Genomic DNA, 19,053 nt, shown 5'->3' on the forward strand with positions numbered 1-19,053 from the left:
CGCGGCGCCCAGCGGCGGCCGCAGCGTCTCGAAGCGCTCAGCGGGGGGAGGAGCCCGCGACCTCCCCGAGGCGCCGCACCCACGGCACGCTCTCGTCGCGGATGTTCCACACGAGGGCGACGACCCCGCCCGGGACGAGCACCCGCGCCACCTCGGCGCTCGCCCGCTCCGGATCGACCCAGTGCCAGGCCTGCGCCATCGTCACGAGCTCGACGGACGAGTCCGGAAGCCGGATCTCCTCCGCAGTGCCCGGCAGGGCCCGCACCGAGGGCAGCAGCTCGACGAGCCGCCCCCGCATCGCCTCGTCCGGCTCCACCGCGGTGACGTCGAGCCCGCGGGCGACGAGGGAGGCGGTGAGCTTCCCGGTCCCGGCGCCCAGATCCAGGACCCGCAATCGATCGGAGGCGTCCGCTCCCGCGGCCCGCGCGCGTTGCGGCACGTGAGCGGCCGGCGCGCGATCCGGCGCGTGCGACAGGACCCAGTCCACCGCGTCGTCCGGGTACCCCGGTCGCCCCCGCTCGTAGGCGTCGACGGCGGTTCCGAAGGAGCGGGCGGGGTCCTGGTGCGTCATGCCCCCGAGGCTACGATGCGCTCGTGCGGTGCAGCACGTCGATCGCGTAGCCGTAGCCCGCGATGCCCGCCCCGACGATCACCGCGACCGCGACGTCCGAGAGGTACGAGCGGTGGCGGAACTCCTCGCGCCGGTGCACGTTGCTGATGTGCACCTCGACCATCGGGAGCTCCGTCGCCAGCACGGCGTCGCGGATCGCGATCGACGTGTGGGTGTAGGCGCCCGCGTTCAGAATGACTCCGGAGCAGGTGCCGCGCGCCGCGTGCAGGCGGTCGATGATCGCGCCCTCCGAGCTGCTCTGGAAGAACTCGACCTCGAGGCCGAGGCTCCGCGCGCGGTCGGTCGCCAGCGACTCGACGTCGGCCAGCGTGTCCGAGCCGTACACCTCGGGCTCGCGCGTGCCGAGCAGGTTCAGGTTCGGTCCGTTGACGACGAGGATCGGGAGCATCCTCCGACCCTAGCGGCGGCGGTCCTCACTCCACCGGAGCGAGCACCGCGAGATCCAGCGGCAGCGGCGGCAGGGCCGCTCGCAGGCGGATCAGCTCGAGCGCGTGCGCGTCGAGCCGGCGGTCCTCGTCGCTCCGCGGCTCGAGCGCGGGCACCGGCTCTGCGGTGCCGTCGGCGCCGGGCACCACGAAGACGCTCATGCACTGGGTCGTCAGCTCGAGTTCGCCGGTGCGCGGGTCCCCCGAGCGCACGTGGATCGCGAGGTGCATGCTCCGGCCGCCGGTGTGGATCAGGCGCGCCTCCACCTCGACCAGGTGACCGATGCGGACGGGGCGGTAGAAGTGGATCCCTCCGGAGTAGACCGCGACCGCGTCGCGTCCGCTCCAGCGCTGGGCGACCGTGTCGGCCGCCTCGTCGATCCAGCGCATCACGATGCCGCCGTGCGCGTTGCCGCCCCAGTTGACGTCGCCCGGAGCCGCGAGGAAGCGGAAGACGATGCGCGGCCCGGTGCCCTCGTCGGTGTACCGCTGCTCGCGCATCACCTCGTGCAGCGCCCGGCGCCCGGCGATGCGGGCGGCGGCGCCCTCGGCGAGCGCCGAGTCCTCGAGCGAGCGAGGCAGCCACTCCGGCACCGCGCGCGGCCGCTTCTCCGCGTCGACCGCCACGAAGATCAGGAGGCAGTGGGTGGCGGCCTCGTAGACCCCCGTGCGCGGATCCGCCAAGCCGACCCGGACGAGCACGTGCATGCTGCTGCGCCCGGTGTGGATCACCTGGGCGCTCGCCTCGATCAGGTTGCCGACGACGATGGGCCGGGTGAAGTGCACGTTGCCGACGTAGGCCGTGACGCAGTAGCCGCCGCTCCAGCCGACGGCGCAGGCGTAGCCCGCCTTGTCGATCCACTCGAGCACGCGCCCCGCCTGGGCGCTGCGGCCGTCGGCGGTGGCGTCCTGGGGAGCCGCGAGGAAGCGGAGGGTGATGCGGTCGGTCATGTCGTCCAGTGTTCCGGGTGCGGGAGGCGAGGGGAGTGGACCCGCGGGAGGTGCGAGGAAAGGGGGATGATCCTCCCGCGGGCCACAGGGAGCGCAGGCGCGGGGCCTGCGAGTCGGGTCAGGCCGCGTGCGGCACCGCGAGCTCCTGGGCGAGGAGCCGGAAGCGGAGCGCCGCGAGCTCGGCGGTGAGCTCGGCCGGGAGGCGCTCGCCGAAGCGGGCGAAGAACTCCTCGGTCAGCGCGCACTCGTCCAGCCACGCGTCCACGGGCACGGAGAACAGCTCGGCCTTCACGGCGTCCGAGAGGTTCAACCCGTGGGTGTCGATCGCCACGGGGAGATCCCCGAGCGGGCTGCGGCGCGCGTCGGCCGTGCCCTCGAGTCGGCGCACCAGCCACTGGATCACCCGGGCGTTCTCGCCGAAGCCGGGCCAGAGGAAGGAGCCGTCGGCGCCCTTGCGGAACCAGTTCACCTGGAAGACCGCGGGAGCCTTCTCGCCGAGGTCCTCCCCGATCGCGAGCCAGTGCGCGAAGTAGTCGGCCATGTTGTAGCCGCAGAAGGGGAGCATCGCGAACGGGTCGCGGCGGAGCTCGCCGACCGTGCCCTCCGCTGCGGCGGTCTTCTCGGAGGCGATCGTCGCGCCCAGGAACACTCCGTGCTGCCACGAGGTCGCCTGCGTCACGAGCGGCACGTTGGTCGCCCGACGCCCGCCGAAGACGATGGCGTCCAGCGGCACGCCCTCGAAGGCGTCCCAGTCGTCCGAGAGCGAGGGGCACTGCAGCGCGGGCGCCGTGAAGCGGGCGTTCGGATGCGCGGCGGGCGTGCCCGACGCCGGCGTCCACGGCTTCCCGCGCCAGTCGGTGAGGCGCTCGGGGACGTCGTCCGTCAGGCCCTCCCACCACACGTCGCCGTCCTCGCGCAGCGCCACGTTGGTGAAGATCGTGTTGCCCCACAGCGTGTGCACGGCGTTGGGGTTCGAGGTCCGCCCCGTGCCGGGCGCCACGCCGAAGAAGCCCGTCTCCGGGTTCATCGCCCAGAGCCGCCCGTCCTCGCCCTTCTTCATCCAGGTGATGTCGTCCCCGAGGGTCTCGACGCGCCAGCCCGGCAGGGCCGGCTGCATCATCGCGAGGTTCGTCTTGCCGCACGCACTCGGGAACGCCGCGGCCACGTGGTACCGCCGCCCCTCCGGCGAGACGACGCGGATGAGGAGCATGTGCTCGGCGAGCCAGCCCTCCTCGCGGCCCATCGCCGAGGCGATCCGCAGGGCGAAGCACTTCTTGGCGAGCAGGGCGTTGCCGCCGTAGCCGGAGCCGAACGACCAGATCTCGCGGGTCTCGGGGAACTGGGTGATGTACTTCGTCTCGTTGCACGGCCAGGAGACGTCGTCGCGGGTGACGCCGTCGGCGTCGCGCAGCGGGAAGCCGACCGAGTGCACGCCCCGCACGAACGCGGTCTCCTCGGTGAAGGCGGCCAGCGGAGCGGCGCCCACGCGCGCCATGATCCGCATGTTGAGCACGGCGTAGGCGGAGTCGGTGAGCTGCACGCCGAGCTGCGAGAGCGGGCCGCCGATGGGGCCCATCGAGAACGGCACGACATACATCGTGCGCCCGCGCATCGCGCCCTCGAAGTACGGGGCGATCTCCGCCTTCATCGCCGACGCCTCGCGCCAGTTGTTGGTGGGGCCGGCGTCGGCCTCGTCCGTGGTGCAGATGAAGGTGCGGTCCTCCACTCGGGCGACGTCGTCGGGATCGGTGCGGGCGAGGAACGAGCCGGGGCGCCACTCCGGGTTGAGGGGGAGGAGCTTGCCCTCCTCGACCATGCGCGCGGTGAGGCGGTACCACTCGGCGGGGAGCCGTCGCTCCACTCGATCGCGTCGGGCTGGAGGATCGCCGCCGTCTCTCGGACCCAGCGTCGCAGCGCGAGCGGCGCGGGCGGGACGGCGACCGCGGGAGTCGGGGTGGGGGCGGTCAGGGTGCCCGGCTCGAGCCGCACGGTGTTGGTGAAGATGCTCATGGTCGCTCCGCTTTCTGGGATGTCGTCGTCGACGGGTGGGGAGTCGGCCTCGATCAGTGCGTCGAGGGGCGTCCGTGTGGCGCCTGCAGCCAGAATGGAGGAGGATCGGGGTCTCTTGACGGTCTCCGGACTGTCAAGAAAGGCTCTTTTCCCGCATTTGTCACAACCGATCGCAGGAGCTCGTCGTGACCGCATCCAGCGCCACCCCGCCCGGCACCGACGCCGCCTTGCTCGGGCAGCGGATCCGGCACTTCCGGACCCGCCGCGGGCTCACCCTCGGACAGCTCGCCGAGCGGGTCGGCGTCTCCGGGAGCCAGCTGTCGCTCATCGAGACGGGGCGCCGCGAACCGCGCCTCTCGCTGATGCAGGCGCTGGCCTCAGCGCTCGGAGTCGAGCTCGCGGCGCTGCTCTCGGACGAGCCGCCGAGCGAGCGCGCCGCACTCGAGATCGAGCTGGCCCGGGTGCAGAAGGGCTCGCTCTACCGCTCTCTCGGCCTGCCGGAGTTCAAGGCCAACAAGGGCCTCGCGACACCGGTCCTGGAGGCGTTCCTCGGTGTGTACCGCGAACTCGCGCGGCGCAGGAACGAGGCCAGCGCCACCCCCGAGGAGGCGCGGCGCGCGAACACCGCGCAGCGACTCCAGCTGCGCGAGAGCAACGCGTACCTGCCCGAGATCGAGAGCGTGGCGGGGGAGATGCTCCGGACGGTCGGGCACCGCGGCGGTGCCCTCACGCACAGCTCGGTCTCGCGGATGGCGAGGCACCTCGGCTTCGAGATCATCCACGTGGGCGACCTCCCCCACTCCGCCCGCTCGGTGATCGACCTGGCCAACGGGCGGATCTACCTCCCTCCCGCGTCGATCCCCGGGGCCACGGCCTGCGGGCGCTCGCCCTGCAGGCCATGGCGCACCGCCTGCTCGGGCACGAGCGCCCCGTGACGTACGCCGACTTCCTCCGTCAGCGCCTCGAGATCAACTACTTCGCCGCCGCGTGCCTCATGCCGCGGGAGCCGGCGGTCGCGTTCCTGCAGGAGGCGAAGCGCGGCCGCGACATCTCGGTCGAGGACTTCCGGGACGGCTTCGGCGTCACTCACGAGGCCGCCGCGCTGCGCTTCACGAACCTCCTCACCTCGCACCTCGACATCCGGATGCACTTCCTGCGGGTGCTGGGCGACGGATCGATCCAGAAGGCCTACGAGAACGACGACCTCCCGCTGCCGACGGACGTGACGGGAGCCGTCGAGGGCCAGGTGGTCTGCCGCTACTGGTCGGCGCGCTCGGCCTTCAGCCGCACGAACCGCACGACGGAGTACTACCAGTACGTCGACACTCCTGCCGGCACCTTCTGGTCGGCGTCGCAGACCGGCACGACCGCCACGGAGGAGTTCTCGATCACGGTCGGGGTCCCCTTCGCCGAGGCGCGCTTCTTCCGTGGACGCGACACCGACCGCCGCGAGCTGTCCCGCTGCCCGGACGAGTCGTGCTGCCGCCGCGCCCCCGCCGAGCTCGCGGCGCGCTGGGACGGCAACGCCTGGCCCAGCGCCCGTCTGCACGCGCACGTGCTCGCGCCCCTGCCCTCCGGGACCTTCCCCGGCATCGACGACGCCGAGGTCTACGAGTTCCTCGACGCGCACGCCCGCGAGTCCTGACGTCCCTTCCGCGAGACGCCACTCCGGTACGCCCCGCGTGGCGTGACCGGACCGGCATCCCGCGAGGGCGTCAGTCCGAGATCAGCGCCCGAGCGGTGCCCTCGTCGAGGATGACGTCCGTGATGAGCCCGGCGTTCAGCGCCCCGCGGAGCCCCGGCAGCTTCGACGCCCCCGAGACCACGCAGATCCGCCGCGCCGCCCGCCGCACCGTGGAGAGGTCCGGGCCGCTTGCACGTTCGTTCATGGGGATGTCGTCCCAGGTCCCGTCGGCCCGGTAGAACACCGTCGCCACGTCGCCGACGACCCCGGACTCGCTCAGCGAGGTGAAGTCGTCCGGCTCCAGGTAGCCGCCGATGTAGACCTTCGACGGCACCGCCGCGAACGGCGAGCCGAGGCCGAACAGGGCCACGTCCATCCGCTGCTGCAGCTCGAGCACGCGCTTGGTCGAGCGCTCGCGCCACACCGCCTGCTTGGTGAGCGGATCGTCGAAGAACGCCTGCACCGGGAACTGCTGCACCTTCGCCGCATAGGCGTCGCCGAAGCGGCGGAGGATCTCGCTGGAGTAGTTGATGCCCGTGGTCTCGGTGTTGCCCGCGCCGTTCAGCTGCACGATCTGGGTGTTGTGCGTCTCCTTGGCGATGAGGTGCCGGCTGATCGCGCTCATCGTCGAGCCCCACGCGATGCCGACGATCATGTTGGAGTCGATGAACTGGCCGAGGATCCGCGCAGCCGAGAGGGCGACGCGCTCCAGCCGGTCGATCTCGCTGGTGTGATCCGGAACCGGGACGATGTGCGCCGTGATGTCGAAGTGCGCGCGCACCTCCGCCGAGAGCGCGCTCGCGCGATCGAGCGGGGAGCGGATCTGGATGTCCACGAGGCCCGTCGCGCGGGCGTGCGACAGGAGCCGCGACACGGAGGAGCGCGACGTGTGCAGCTCGTGCGCGATGGCGTCCATCGTCAGGTCCTGCATGTAGTAGAGCTGAGCCGCGCGGAGCGCGTCGCGGGTCTTGTCGGGATGGGTCGCGTGCGTCGTCTCGTCGAGTTCGACGACCGGTCGGACAGGGGTCACAGATGCTCCTTGCACGTATTTCCACCCGTATTGACCGGATGTGTTCCCGGGTCAAGGATGGCTGTATTCCTCCGCGAAATCAATCGTCGCCCCCCAGGTGCCGATACTGCCGCGAAGGCCTCGACGAATCACACACGACACGAAGGCGAGTACGAAGTGGCACAGTCTGTCGGAACTCCCGGAACCCCCGCGATCCGCGAGAGCGTCGCCGCCCTGCGGGACACCCCCCGAGCGACCGTCCTCGTCATCGGCGGTGGCATCAACGGCATCGGAACCTTCCGCGAGCTCGCGCTGAACGGCGTCGACGTCGCGCTGGTCGAGCGCGGCGATTACGTCTCGGGAGCGTCCAGCGCCTCGAGCCACATGATCCACGGCGGCATCCGCTACCTCGAGAACGGCGAGTTCCGCCTCGTCAACGAGGGGGTGCACGAGCGCAACGGCCTGCTGAAGATCGCTCCCCATTACGTGAAGCCGCTGCAGACCACGATCCCGATCTACTCGACGTTCTCGGGCATCCTCGCGGCGCCGATGCGGTTCCTGACGCACAAGTCGGGCAAGCCGCAGGAGCGGGGCGCTCTGCTGATCAAGGTCGGCCTCACCCTGTACGACTTCTTCTCCCGCGACGGCGGAGTCGTGCCGCGCCACCAGTTCCACGGCCGCAAGCGCTCGCTGAACGAACTGCCCAAGCTCGACCCGAAGATCAAGTACACCGCCACCTACTTCGACGCGTCGGTGCACGAGCCCGAGCGCCTGGCGCTCGACGTCCTGCGCGACGGACTCGTCGGCGGAACGAAGGCGCGCGCGGCGAACTACGTCGAGGCCGTCGGAACCTCCGAGGGCGGCGTGCTCCTGCGCGACCGCGAGACCGGCGAGGAGTTCGCCTTCCAGGCCGACGTCGTCGTCAACGTCTCCGGACCCTGGACCGACTTCACGAACACGGCGCTGGGCACCACGACGAAGTTCATGGGCGGCACCAAGGGCTCGCACATCGTGCTCGACAACCCCGAGCTGGTCGAGGCCTGCGAGGGACGCGAGATGTTCTTCGAGCACAGCGACGGTCGCATCGTCCTCATCTACCCGCTCAAGGGCCGGGTCATGGTCGGCACGACCGACATCGAGGCCGACCCCAACGAGCCGGCCGTGTGCACGGAGGAGGAGATCGACTACTTCTTCGAGCTCGTCAGCCACGTGTTCCCCTCCATCCCGGTGAACCGCGACCAGATCGTCTTCAAGTTCTCCGGCATCCGCCCCCTGCCCCGTCACGACGACGAGACCCCCGGCTTCGTCTCCCGCGACTACCGCATCGAGCCCTCGACGCTGCCCGACGGGAAGACCCCGTCCTGAGCCTGGTCGGCGGCAAGTGGACGACCTTCCGCGCCCTCTCCGAGCACCTCTCGAACGAGGTCTTCGCGAAGATCGGAGTGACGCGCCGCGTCTCGACCGTGAAGACGGCCATCGGAGGCGGCAAGGGCTACCCCCGCACCGACGCGTCCCGCGCGCAGTGGATCAGCCAGCACCGCTCCGGCCTGTCCTCCGCCCGCACGGGCCAGCTGCTCGAGCGCTACGGCACCCGCGCGCAGGAGGTCATCGAGGCCCTCGCCGACGGACACGACGAGGCCCTCGACTTCGACAAGGACTTCACCACCGGTGAGATCCGCTACCTGGCCCGCCACGAGAGCGTGGTGCACCTGATCGACCTGGTCATGCGCCGCACGAACCACGCCTTCACCGGCGGACTCAGCCGCGAGCTCCTCGAGGAGCTGGCCGAGCACACCGGGTCGGTCCTGGGCTGGGACGAGGCGACGCGCGCCGACGAGGTCGACGCGACCATCTCGCACCTCAAGCAGTACAACGGCGTGGACGTCGGAGGCACCTCCGTCCAGACGCCGACCGCCGTCCCCGCGTCGTAAGCGGAGACAGGCGGAAGAAGACGGAAGTCCCGGCGCGATCGTCCTCGCCCCGGGACTTCCGTCGCTGATACGCACGAACGTGCACGCGTCGCTCCTTGTCGGGGTGTCGGGGCGCGGATAACTTCACACACGTCGGGCATCGATGCCCGCGCCGGACGCCTGCGTGCGTCCGCTCGAATCGGAGGAAAAGGTCATCGTGGACAATCTCGGAGTGGTGTTCCTAGCGGAACTGGTGGGGACGGCGCTGCTCGTCCTCCTGGGCTGCGGCGTCGTCGCCAACGTGGCGCTGGTGAAGAACAAGGGTTTCAACGGCGGATTCCTGATGGTGAACATCGGATGGGGCTTCGCGGTCTTCTCCGGTGTGATCGTCTCGTACAACTCGGGCGCGCACCTCAACCCGGCCGTCACGCTCGGCCTGGTCGCGAGCGGCGCTGAGGAGTTCGGCTCCGGCGTGCCGGTCGACATCGTGTCGATCCTGACCTACATCGCGGCGCAGCTGCTCGGTGCGATCCTCGGCGCCGTCTTCTGCTGGCTCGCCTACAAGCAGCACTTCGACGAGGAGCCCGACCCGGCCAACAAGCTCGGCGTCTTCTCGACCGGCCCGGCCATCCGCTCCTACGGCTGGAACTTCGTCACCGAGGTCATCGGCACCTTCGTCCTCGTCTTCGTCGTCATCGGCTTCGGCGGCGGACGCCAGGGCGACGGCGGACTCGCCGCGCTCGGTGCGCTGCCCGTCGCGATCCTCGTGATCGCGATCGGCGCCTCCCTCGGTGGCCCGACCGGCTACGCGATCAACCCCGCCCGTGACCTCGGCCCCCGCATCGCGCACGCCCTCCTGCCGATCAAGGGCAAGGGCTCGAGCGACTGGTCCTACTCCTGGGTGCCGATCGCCGGCCCGATCGTCGGCGGACTGCTCGCCGGCTGGTCCTCGCTGGTCCTGCTCCCCATCCTCTGATCCGCGCTCCACTCATCCCCGTTACGAAGGAGTAATCACTTATGGCTGACTACGTCATTGCTATCGACCAGGGGACGACGTCGTCCCGCGCGATCATCTTCGACAAGAAGGGATCGATCGTCTCCACCGGCCAGAAGGAGCACGAGCAGATCTTCCCGCGCGCGGGCTGGGTCGAGCACGACCCGATCGAGATCTGGAACAACGTCCGCGAGGTCATCGGCCAGGCGCTCTCGCGTGCCGACCTGACCCGCCACGACATCGCCTCCGTCGGCATCACCAACCAGCGCGAGACCGCGGTGGTCTGGGACAGGACGACCGGCAAGCCGGTCTACAACGCGATCGTCTGGCAGGACACCCGCACGCAGTCGATCGTCGACCGCCTCGCCGGCGACGAGGGTGCGGACCGCTTCAAGTCGATCGTGGGCCTCCCGCTCGCGACCTACTTCTCGGGCACCAAGATCGTGTGGATCCTCGAGAACGTCGAGGGTGCGCGCGAGAAGGCCGAGGCGGGCGACCTGATCTTCGGCACGACCGACACCTGGGTCCTGTGGAACCTGACCGGCGGCATCGACGGCGGCGTCCACAAGACCGACGTCACCAACGCGTCGCGCACGCTCTTCCTCGACCTCGAGACCCTCGAGTGGCGAGACGACATCCTCGAGGCGTTCGGCGTCCCGAAGTCGATGCTCCCCGAGGTCTGCTCCTCCTCCGAGGTGTACGGCCACGTCGAGTCCTCGTCGCTGCTGCGCGAGGTCCCGATCGCGGGCATCCTGGGCGACCAGCAGGCCGCCACCTTCGGCCAGGCGGCGTTCGACCCGGGCGAGGCGAAGAACACCTACGGCACCGGCAACTTCCTGATCTTCAACACCGGCACCGAGATCGTCCACTCCAAGAACGGCCTCCTCACCACCATCGGCTACAAGCTGGGCGACGGCGAGGTGCACTACGCGCTCGAGGGCTCGATCGCGGTCTCCGGCTCGCTCATCCAGTGGCTGCGCGACAACCTGGGCCTCATCGGCTCGGCTCCCGAGGTCGAGGCGCTCGCCGCGACCGTCGAGGACAACGGCGGCGCGTACTTCGTGCCGGCGTTCTCGGGTCTCTTCGCGCCGTACTGGCGATCGGATGCGCGCGGCGCGCTCGTCGGGCTCACCCGCTACGTGAACAAGGGCCACATCGCCCGCGCAGCGCTCGAGGCGACCGCGTTCCAGACCCGCGAGGTCCTGGACGCCGTCAACGCCGACTCCGGTGTGCCCCTGCAGGAGCTCAAGGTCGACGGCGGCATGATCGCCAACAACCTGCTGATGCAGTTCCAGGCCGACATCCTCGGCGTCCCGGTCGTCCGACCGGTCGTCGCCGAGACCACCGCGCTCGGAGCCGCGTACGCCGCGGGCCTTGCGGTCGGCTTCTGGGAGAACCTCGACGACCTGCGTCAGAACTGGCAGGAGGACTCGCGCTGGACCCCCTCGATGGACCAGGACGAGGCCGCCCGCCAGTACCGCCTCTGGAAGAAGGCCGTCACGAAGACCTTCGACTGGGTCGACGAAGACGTGTCGTAACCCCTTCCGCAGCGGTCCTCGCCCGCTGCGGCGCGGTCGGCTCTCGCAGACGGTCGCGATGCGGAGAGCGTCTCGCGTCCGGCTACGACGGAACGCTCGCACGCGTTCCGCCGGTTCGCCTCGCGGAGCGCGGCGAACGGGAACGCTGATCTCCGGATCGGTGAAGCGCCTCGGCGCGGCCTTCGGGTCGTGCCGAGGCGCTTCTCGTTCCCCCGACGGCGCCCGCCCTCGCTGGTCGAGTAGCCGCGCAGCGGCATGTCGAGACCCCGCCTCGCCGAGATCGCCCCGCAAGCCGTCCCGCTCAGAGCCCGAGCAGCTCCGGCAGCTCGTCGAGGGACCCGATCCGCCGCACACCCAGTTCCCGGGCGTCCTCCGGGAGCTCGCGTCCGTGCTCCGGTCCGCCCACCCGGTCGAGCCAGACACCGCGGAGGCCCGCCCGGGCGGCGCCTATCGCGTCGGTCCCGAGGCGGTCACCGACGTACAGCGCGTCGGACGGAGCCACTCCGAAGCGCTCGCAGGCGACGTGGAAGATCCGCGGATCCGGCTTCGTCACTCCGACCTCGCCCGACGCGATCAGGTGCTCGACGCGCTCCGAGAGGGCGATCGCGTCCATCTTGCGCGTCTGGAAGTCGAGGTCGCCGTTCGTGATCACTCCGATCCGCACGCCCGCCGCCTCGAGCCGGTCGAGTACCCGCAGCGCGTCCTCGTGCAGCGTCCAGGCCGCGACGTACTGCTCGAGGTAGGAGGCGAACCACTCGCTCGCCTCCTCGGGCGTCAGCTCGATGCCCGCGTCCGCCGCGAAGGCGATCGCGCGGGCGCGCCGCTGACCCTCGTAGTCGAGCTCGCCCGCCAGGTAGCGGTGGTAGTGCTCCTCCTCGAGCTCGTACCAGCGCCGCTGGAGATCGGCCGGCTCACCCGCGTACGCGCTCCCGAGCGCCGCGGCGTGCGCGACGATGCCCTCCTGCACCGCCCGGGCGTGCCGGAAGAGGGTGTCGTCGAGGTCGAAGAGCGCGAGCGTCAGCACGGGTCAGCGGGTGCGGCGGAGGAAGCCGATGCGGTCGTACACGGTCGCGAGGGTCTTCTCGGCGGTCTCGGAGGCGCGGTCGGCGGCGCGGGACAGCACACGGTCGAGCTCGGCCGGATCCGCCAGCAGCTCGGCCGTCCGCGCGCGGATGGGGCCGAACGTCGCGGCGACGACCTCGACGAGGCCCTTCTTCAGGTCGCCGTAGCCGCGACCCGCGTACTCCTGCTCCAGCGACTCGACGGTCCGGTCGGCCAGGACGGAGTAGATGGTGAGCAGGTTCGAGACCCCGGGCTTGGCGGCACGGTCGAACCGGACCTCCGATTCCGTGTCGGTGACGGCGCGCATGATCTTCTTCGCGGTCGCCTTCGGCTCGTCGAGGACACTCAGCAGACCAGCGTCCGACTCCGCCGACTTGGACATCTTGGCGCCGGGGTTCTGCAGGTCGTAGATCTTCGCGGTCTCACGGGCGATGTGCGGCTCCGGGACCGCGAACGTCTCGCCGAAGCGCGTGTTGAAGCGCCCAGCGAGGTCGCGGGTGAGCTCGAGGTGCTGGCGCTGGTCCTCGCCGACCGGCACGGCGTCGGTCTGGTAGAGCAGGATGTCGGCGGCCATCAGGATCGGGTAGGTGAAGAGGCCGACCGAGGCCGCCTCCGCGCCCTGCTTCGCCGACTTGTCCTTGAACTGCGTCATGCGGCTCGCCTCGCCGAAGCCGGTCACCGTGTTGAGGATCCACGCCAGCTCCGCGTGCGCGGGCACGTGCGACTGGATGAACAGGGTCGAGCGCTCGGGATCGATGCCGGCCGCGATGTACTGGGCCGCCGTCGCGCGGGTGCGCTCGCGCAGCTCGGCCGGGTCCTGCGGCACGGTGATCGCGTGGAGGTCGACGACGCAGAAGTACGCGTCGAAGTCCTCCTGCATAGCGACCCACTGCGTGAGCGCGCCGATGTAGTTGCCGAGGTGCAGCGATCCGGAGGAGGGCTGCATGCCCGAGAAGATGACGGGCTTGGCGCCCGGAGCGGTGGGAGTCATGGTGAGGCCTCGGTTGCAGACGGTGGCGCGGTGATCGCGCAGGGGAGTGGTGGAGGGGTCAGAGCTCGTAGTCGACGACGACGGGGGCGTGGTCGGACCAGCGGGTGTCCCAGCTGTCGGCGCGATCGATCTCGTAGCTGCGCGCGAGCGCGGCGAGCTCGGGGGTGGCGAGCTGGTAGTCGATGCGCCACCCCGTGTCGGTGTCGAAGGCCTGGCCGCGCTGCGACCACCAGGTGTAGGGGCCGGGCACCTCGCCGGCGAAGCGGCGGCCCAGGTCGATCCAGCCGAGGCCGGCTCCGGCGTTGTAGCCCTCTTCGCCCTCGGCGCCGAGGAAGCGGTCGAAGTAGGCGCGCTCCTCGGGGAGGAAGCCGGCCTTCTTGACGTTGCCCTTCCAGTTCTTGATGTCGAGGGTCCGGTGGCCGACGTTCAGGTCGCCCATCACGACGGCGAGCGGGTTGTGTGCCTCCAGCTGGGGGAGCCGCTCGGTCATCGCGTCGAGGAACTTCACCTTCTCGTCCTGCTTCGGGGTGCCGACTCCACCCGAGTGCACGTAGGTCGAGACGACGGTGACCGTGCGGTCGCCGACCTCGTAGTCGGCCTCGAGCCAGCGCCCGGCGGAGTCGAAGTCGTCCGCTCCGAGCGCTACCCGGTGGATCGTCGCGCGATCGCGGGATGCGAGCGCCACTCCGGCGCGGCCCTTGGCGGTCGCCTCGTCGTGCAGCACGTCCCACTCGTCGCCGAGCAGCCCGGTGAGGTCGTCGGTGGACGCGCGCACCTCCTGGAGGGCGAGGATGTCGACGTCGCGCGCGGCGAGCCAGTCGCCCATGCCCTTGCGGAACGCGGCGCGCACTCCGTTGACGTTGACGGAGGCGATGCGGAGGAGCTTCTTGGTCACCGCAGCAGTCTATTCTCGGCCGCCGACACGCCCCTCCCGGCAACCGCGTCTCTTCCCGCTGCGCAGAACGTCAGCGAGGACCGCCGCTCATCCACGATGGCGACTGAGCACGCGTCTCAGCTCAAATTCTGCCCCCGACCCCCGATGGCTGGGCCCTCCGCGGCGCACCGGGTGTCCTCGCTTCCGCGCCGGCCTCGGCATCACAACCTCAGCTGTGACGTGGGTGAAACCCCTGACAGCCGAGTCACCCCTGTCGGAGCTGAGGTTGCGCGTGGCGCTACCGCCGCCGCTCGTGTTCGAGGCGAACCGGCGAATCGCGTGCCAGCGATTCGTCGTAGCCGTCCGCGACCCGCTCTCGGAAACGCATCCCCGTCGCGAAGCCACCCGCGCCGCGGCGGGCGGGGACCGCCGCGGAGATGAGCACAGCCGAACCGGCGAATCGCGTGCCAGCGATTCGTCGTAGCCGCTCGCAACCCGCTTCTGGGAACGCGCCCCGTCGCGAAGCCACCCGCGCCGCGGCGGGCGGAGACCGCCGCCCATCGTCGAGGCGAACCGGCGAATCGCGTGCCAGCGATTCGTCGTAGCCGTCCGCGCCCCGCTCTCGAGAACGCACCCCCCTAAGAAAACCGACCGCGCCGCGGCGGGCGGGGACCGCCGCGGAAAAAGGAACAGCCCCCGTCCTGCACCACCTTCCCTCGGAGAAGAAGAAGGCGGCGCAGGCGGGGGCCGTCAGTGGGACCGCTCAGGACGGTCGTTCGGGGGTCGCGGCGGTTCAGACCGCGGCGACGGGGCGAGCCGTGACGGGCTCGGGCACCTCGGCGACCACGGGGGCGCGCTTGATGCTCTTGGCGATGATGACGGCGATCGCGGTGACGACCATTCCGACGAGGATCGCGACCAGGTAGAGGATCGGCTGCCCGACGAGGCCGGTGACCCAGACTCCGCCGTGCGGAGCGCGCAGCGTCGAGCCGAACAGGGCGACGAGCGCGCCGGTGACGGCCGAGCCGATCATCGCGGACGGGATCACGCGCAGCGGGTCGACCGCGGCGAACGGGATGGCCCCCTCCGAGATGAACGACGCGCCGAGCAGGTAGGCGGCCTTGCCGTTCTGGCGCTCGGCGTCGGTGAAGAGGCGCTTGCGGAGCGTCGTGGCCAGGGCGAGACCCAGCGGCGGCGTCATGCCGGCGGCCATCACGATCGCCATCACCTTGAACTGCACCGAGTTCGGGTCGCCGTCGGCGGGGACCGAGGCGAGTCCGGTGGTCGCGAAGGCGTAGGCCACCTTGTTGACCGGGCCGCCCATGTCGAACGCCATCATCAGGCCCAGGATGATCCCGAGCACGATGAGGTTGCCGCCGGTGAGGCCGGAGAGCCAGGACGAGAGTCCCTCGCTCAGGGCGCGGAGCGGCGCCCCGAGGACGACGAACATCAGGAAGCCGGTGATGAAGGTCGCGATCAGAGGGATGATCACGACGGGCATCAGCGACTTGAAGGCCGCGGGCAGCTTGATCCGCGAGATGTAGAGCGCCGCGTAGCCGGCGATGAAGCCCGAGGCGAGTCCGCCGAGGAAGCCGGCTCCGACGGTCACCGCGACAGCGCCGCCGAGGAATCCGGGGGCGATGCCCGGGCGGTCGGCGATGCCGAAGGCGATGAAGCCCGACAGCACCGGCACGAGGAACGCGAAGGTCGCTCCTCCGATCAGGAACATGACTCCGGCCCAGTCGGTGATGTTCACCGGGTTGAAGCCGTTGTCGATGATCTGCTGCGGAGTGAAGCTGACGATCTGGTACCCGCCGAACAGGAACGACAGGGCGATCAGCAGACCGCCGGCCGCGACGAACGGGATCATGTACGAGACGCCGGTCATCAGGTTCTGGCGGATGCGCGTGCCGACGCCGACCTTCTTGGGGGCGGCGGCGGGAGCGGCGGCGGCCTGCGCGCGGGCAGGCGCGTCGGCGGGCCTCGCGCTGCGCAGGGCCAGCGCCCGATCGAGCACCTCGTCCGGCTTGGCGAGCGCCTCGGCGACTCCGACCTGGAGGATCGGCTTGCCGGCGAAGCGGTCCTTGCCGCGGACCTCGAGGTCGGCGGCGAGGATGACGACGTCCGCGTCGGCGATGTCGCCCGCGGTCATCTCCTCGGAGCCGGCGGCTCCCTGCGTCTCGACGTGGATCGGGTACCCGCGCTTCTTCGCGGCCTGCTCGAGCGCCTCGGCGGCCATGTAGGTGTGCGCGATGCCTGCGATGCAGCTCGTGACGGCCACGAAGCGGGGGGCGTCGGAGGAGGTCGCAGCAGCGGCGGGCGGTGCGGCCTGCGCGGTGGCGACGGCGCGGTCGATGACCTCGGCGGCCTTCGCGAGCGCCTCCGAGGTGCCGACCTCGAGGGTCGGCTTCCCGGCGAAGCGCTCCTTGCCGCGGACTTCGAGGTCGGCGGCGAGGATGACGACGTCGGCGTCGGCGATCGTCTGGTCCGACATCGGGTCGGAGCCCGCGGCTCCCTGGGTCTCGACCTGGATCTCGTACCCCTTCTTCTTCGCGGCCTGCTCCAGGGCCTCCGCGGCCATGTAGGTGTGCGCGATGCCGGCGATGCAGCTGGTGACGGCGACGATCCTCATGAGACGACGACCTCTCGGGCGATGATGTCGGCGACCTCCTGGCCGCTGGACGCGGCGCGGAGGGACCCGGTGAAGGACTCGTGGATCAGCTTGCGGGCGAGCTGGGCGAGGATCTTGAGGTGGGCCTGGTCGGCTCCATCGGGCGCGGCGATCAGGAAGATCAGGTCGGCCGGTCCGTCGGGGGCGCCGAAGTCGACGCCCTGCTTCGCGATGCCGACGGCGACGCTGGGGGCGACGACGTGCGAGGAGCGGGCGTGGGGGATCCCGATGCCGCCGGGCATGCCGGTGGCCATCTGGGCCTCGCGGTCGCGGACGTCGGCGAGGAACCCGTCGAGGTCGGTGACGCGGCCGGCGTCGGCCAGCGTCTTCGCGAGCTGCGCGGTGGCCTCGTCCTTGGTGGCGGCGGTCAGGTCGACGATGACGGTCGAGGCCTCGGTGAGTGCAGTCATGCGCTCAGTTCTCCAATCGGGAGGTGGGGGTCGGGGGACTCGACGACGATGACGTCGTCGAGCCGGAGGGAGTCGGGCCCCGGGGCTTCGCTGCCCGGGAGCCGGACGGCGGCGGTGCCCCACGCGACTGCTGTCGCGAGGCGCTCCGCCTCCGTGGCGTCGGTGGCCGAGAGGTAGCCCGCGAGGGTGCTGTCCCCTGCCCCGACGGTGCTGAGAGGCACGACGGCGGGTGCGCCCGCCCACCACGACGCGTCGGCCGTGACGAGGAGGGCGCCGTGCTCTCCGAGGCTCACGAGCGCTCGCGCGTCCGGGAGGCGGAGGAGTTCGCGTGCTCCGTCGACGACGTCTCCGACCGTCGGCAGGGAGCGGCCGAGGAGCTCCTCGAGCTCCTCGAGGTTGGGCTTCACCAGTGTCGCGGTCCCGGCCGCGATGATCGCGGTGAGGGGCGCTCCGGAGGTGTCGACGGCGAGCGGGACGCCGAAGTGCAGGGCGAGTCGACCGAGCGACGCGTAGAAGTCCGCGCCGAGTCCCGGAGGGACGCTCCCGCACGCGACGAGCCAGCGCGGCGCGGCGACGACGTGGTCGCAGATGAGCTCCGAGAGGGCCTTCGCCTCCTCGGGGCTGATCGCCGGGCCGGGCTCGTTGATCTTGGTGGTGCGCCCGGTCGCGTCGTCGACGACGGTGATGTTGGTGCGGATCGGCTGCGCGATGGGGGAGCTGGCCGAGCGGACCCCCGCCGCCTCGAGCATCGACGAGAGATCGAGTCCGGTCGAGGCGTCGGCGGGGTAGACGGCGGTGGCCTCGACTCCGTTGCGGGCCAGGGCGCGGGCGACGTTGACGCCCTTGCCGGCCGGGTCGCGCCGAACGCCGTGCGCCCGGTTGACCTCGCCGACGGCGAAGCCGCAGGTCGAGAGGGTGACGTCGATGCTCGGATTGGCGGTGACGGTGACGATCATGCGCGGACCACCTCGGGGCCTGCGGACTCGACGTCGTCGGCGAGCTCGTCGTCGATCCCGCTGTCCGTGATGACGGTGTCGACCGCGGACAGCGGCGCGACGTGGCCGAAGTCCTGGCGGCCGAACTTGGAGTGGTCGGCCAGGACGACGACGCGGCGGGCCGAGGCGATGAGGGCCGACTTGACGACCGCCTCGTCGAGGTCCGGCGTGGTCAGGCCCCGCTCGCGGCTGATGCCGTTCGTGCCGATGAAGGCGACGTCGACCGAGACCGAGGCGATCGCCTGGGCGACCCACGGTCCGACGGCCGCCTGCGTCACTCCGCGCAGGTGGCCGCCGAGCAGGTGCAGGTCGATGTTGGGCCGGCCGACGAGCGCCATCGCGACGGGGAGGGAGTGGGTGACGACCGTCAGCCGGCGGTCCAGGGGGAGCAGCTCCGCGAGCCGGACGGTGGTGGTCCCGGCGTCGATGGCGAGGGATCCGCCGTCGGGCACCTCGGCGAGGGCGGCCGTGGCGATGCGGTCCTTCTCACCCGCGAGGTGGCCTTCACGGGCCGCGACCTCGGGCTCGATACCCAGCCGCTCGACCGGGATCGCGCCGCCGTGCGCCCGGCGCAGCAGTCCACGGCGCTCGAGGCTCGTGAGGTCGCGGCGGATGGTCTCGGGGGTGACCGCGAGGGAGAGGGCGAGATCGCGGACCTCGACGCGACCCTCGGTGCGGGCACGGTCGAGGATCGCCTGGTGGCGCTCCGGTGCGTACATGTCGACTCCGTCGTCTCTATCCAGTGGTGCTCGCGTTCCGCGGGGCGGATCTGCGTTTATATCTTTTTAGACCCGTTTGTCTGTGGTGTCAACAGAAACGGACATGTCCGACAAGCGTGGCACAACACGCGGCATCCTGCGTGGGCCGGCACGCGGCGACGAGGAGGACCTGCCCCCGT

General features: G+C 70.9%; 13 protein-coding genes and 3 pseudogenes. 4 read left to right on the forward strand and 12 right to left on the reverse strand.

Annotated elements, in window-relative coordinates:
* Nucleotides 1-37 precede the first annotated feature (37 nt).
* The 4 genes and pseudogenes from AC0CID_RS00385 to AC0CID_RS00400 form a co-directional block, all read right to left on the reverse strand.
* Nucleotides 38-571 (reverse strand): class I SAM-dependent methyltransferase, encoded by a 534-nt coding sequence (locus tag AC0CID_RS00385; RefSeq protein WP_465225391.1) that lies wholly within the window; start codon nucleotides 569-571, stop codon nucleotides 38-40.
* A gap of 10 nt (nucleotides 572-581) precedes the next feature.
* Nucleotides 582-1,019, reverse strand: coding sequence for a type II 3-dehydroquinate dehydratase (gene aroQ / locus AC0CID_RS00390; protein ID WP_465225392.1), 438 nt, complete (start codon nucleotides 1,017-1,019; stop codon nucleotides 582-584).
* Nucleotides 1,020-1,044: 25 nt separating this feature from the next.
* Nucleotides 1,045-2,007 (reverse strand): acyl-CoA thioesterase, encoded by a 963-nt coding sequence (locus AC0CID_RS00395; RefSeq protein WP_465225393.1) that lies wholly within the window; start codon nucleotides 2,005-2,007, stop codon nucleotides 1,045-1,047.
* 118 nt (nucleotides 2,008-2,125) lie between these two features.
* Nucleotides 2,126-4,017: pseudogene (locus tag AC0CID_RS00400) on the reverse strand (phosphoenolpyruvate carboxykinase (GTP)).
* A gap of 185 nt (nucleotides 4,018-4,202) precedes the next feature.
* Between AC0CID_RS00400 and AC0CID_RS00405 the strand changes: the two are divergent.
* Nucleotides 4,203-5,662: pseudogene (locus tag AC0CID_RS00405) on the forward strand (helix-turn-helix domain-containing protein).
* Between the two features lie 70 nt (nucleotides 5,663-5,732).
* Here AC0CID_RS00405 and AC0CID_RS00410 read toward each other — a convergent pair.
* Entirely contained in the window at nucleotides 5,733-6,632 is a 900-nt protein-coding gene (locus AC0CID_RS00410; RefSeq protein ID WP_207402919.1) for a sugar-binding transcriptional regulator, read from the reverse strand.
* Nucleotides 6,633-6,887: 255 nt separating this feature from the next.
* On the opposite strand from AC0CID_RS00410, the pseudogene AC0CID_RS00415 reads away from it, so the two are divergent.
* The 3 genes and pseudogenes from AC0CID_RS00415 to glpK all read left to right on the forward strand — a co-directional run bounded on the left by AC0CID_RS00415 (nucleotide 6,888) and on the right by glpK (nucleotide 11,152).
* Nucleotides 6,888-8,641, forward strand: a pseudogene (locus AC0CID_RS00415) (glycerol-3-phosphate dehydrogenase/oxidase).
* A gap of 142 nt (nucleotides 8,642-8,783) precedes the next feature.
* A complete protein-coding gene (locus AC0CID_RS00420; RefSeq protein WP_465225394.1) occupies nucleotides 8,784-9,596 on the forward strand; it encodes an MIP/aquaporin family protein in 813 nt (270 codons plus the stop codon).
* A 41-nt stretch (nucleotides 9,597-9,637) separates the two neighbouring features.
* Nucleotides 9,638-11,152 carry a glycerol kinase GlpK gene (gene glpK, locus AC0CID_RS00425; RefSeq protein WP_251946454.1) on the forward strand — a complete coding sequence of 505 codons (1,515 nt, stop codon included), beginning with the start codon at nucleotides 9,638-9,640 and terminating at the stop codon, nucleotides 11,150-11,152.
* A 301-nt stretch (nucleotides 11,153-11,453) separates the two neighbouring features.
* Here glpK and AC0CID_RS00430 read toward each other — a convergent pair whose 3' ends face one another.
* The 7 genes from AC0CID_RS00430 to AC0CID_RS00460 all read right to left on the reverse strand — a co-directional run bounded on the left by AC0CID_RS00430 (nucleotide 11,454) and on the right by AC0CID_RS00460 (nucleotide 18,874).
* Nucleotides 11,454-12,176 carry an HAD family hydrolase gene (locus AC0CID_RS00430; protein WP_465225395.1) on the reverse strand — a complete coding sequence of 241 codons (723 nt, stop codon included), beginning with the start codon at nucleotides 12,174-12,176 and terminating at the stop codon, nucleotides 11,454-11,456.
* A 3-nt stretch (nucleotides 12,177-12,179) separates the two neighbouring features.
* Nucleotides 12,180-13,205, reverse strand: a complete 1,026-nt coding sequence (trpS, locus tag AC0CID_RS00435; protein ID WP_465225396.1) for a tryptophan--tRNA ligase — start codon at nucleotides 13,203-13,205, stop codon at nucleotides 12,180-12,182.
* A gap of 58 nt (nucleotides 13,206-13,263) precedes the next feature.
* The gene (locus AC0CID_RS00440; protein WP_465225397.1) at nucleotides 13,264-14,100 is read right to left on the reverse strand and encodes an exodeoxyribonuclease III; all 837 of its coding nucleotides are present in this window, start codon (nucleotides 14,098-14,100) and stop codon (nucleotides 13,264-13,266) included.
* A 772-nt stretch (nucleotides 14,101-14,872) separates the two neighbouring features.
* The gene (locus AC0CID_RS00445; protein WP_465225398.1) at nucleotides 14,873-16,711 is read right to left on the reverse strand and encodes a PTS fructose-like transporter subunit IIB; all 1,839 of its coding nucleotides are present in this window, start codon (nucleotides 16,709-16,711) and stop codon (nucleotides 14,873-14,875) included.
* Nucleotides 16,708-17,160 carry a PTS sugar transporter subunit IIA gene (locus tag AC0CID_RS00450; RefSeq protein ID WP_055787979.1) on the reverse strand — a complete coding sequence of 151 codons (453 nt, stop codon included), beginning with the start codon at nucleotides 17,158-17,160 and terminating at the stop codon, nucleotides 16,708-16,710. The genes AC0CID_RS00445 and AC0CID_RS00450 overlap by 4 nt, the downstream gene beginning before the upstream one ends.
* Nucleotides 17,157-18,116: a 1-phosphofructokinase family hexose kinase gene (locus AC0CID_RS00455; protein WP_465225399.1), complete on the reverse strand. Its 960-nt coding sequence runs from the start codon at nucleotides 18,114-18,116 to the stop codon at nucleotides 17,157-17,159. The genes AC0CID_RS00450 and AC0CID_RS00455 overlap by 4 nt, the downstream gene beginning before the upstream one ends.
* Nucleotides 18,113-18,874, reverse strand: a complete 762-nt coding sequence (locus AC0CID_RS00460; RefSeq protein WP_207402860.1) for a DeoR/GlpR family DNA-binding transcription regulator — start codon at nucleotides 18,872-18,874, stop codon at nucleotides 18,113-18,115. The genes AC0CID_RS00455 and AC0CID_RS00460 overlap by 4 nt, the downstream gene beginning before the upstream one ends.
* Nucleotides 18,875-19,053: the final 179 nt, after the last annotated feature.

The sequence above is a fragment of the Rathayibacter sp. AC451 genome, from assembly GCF_979253095.1.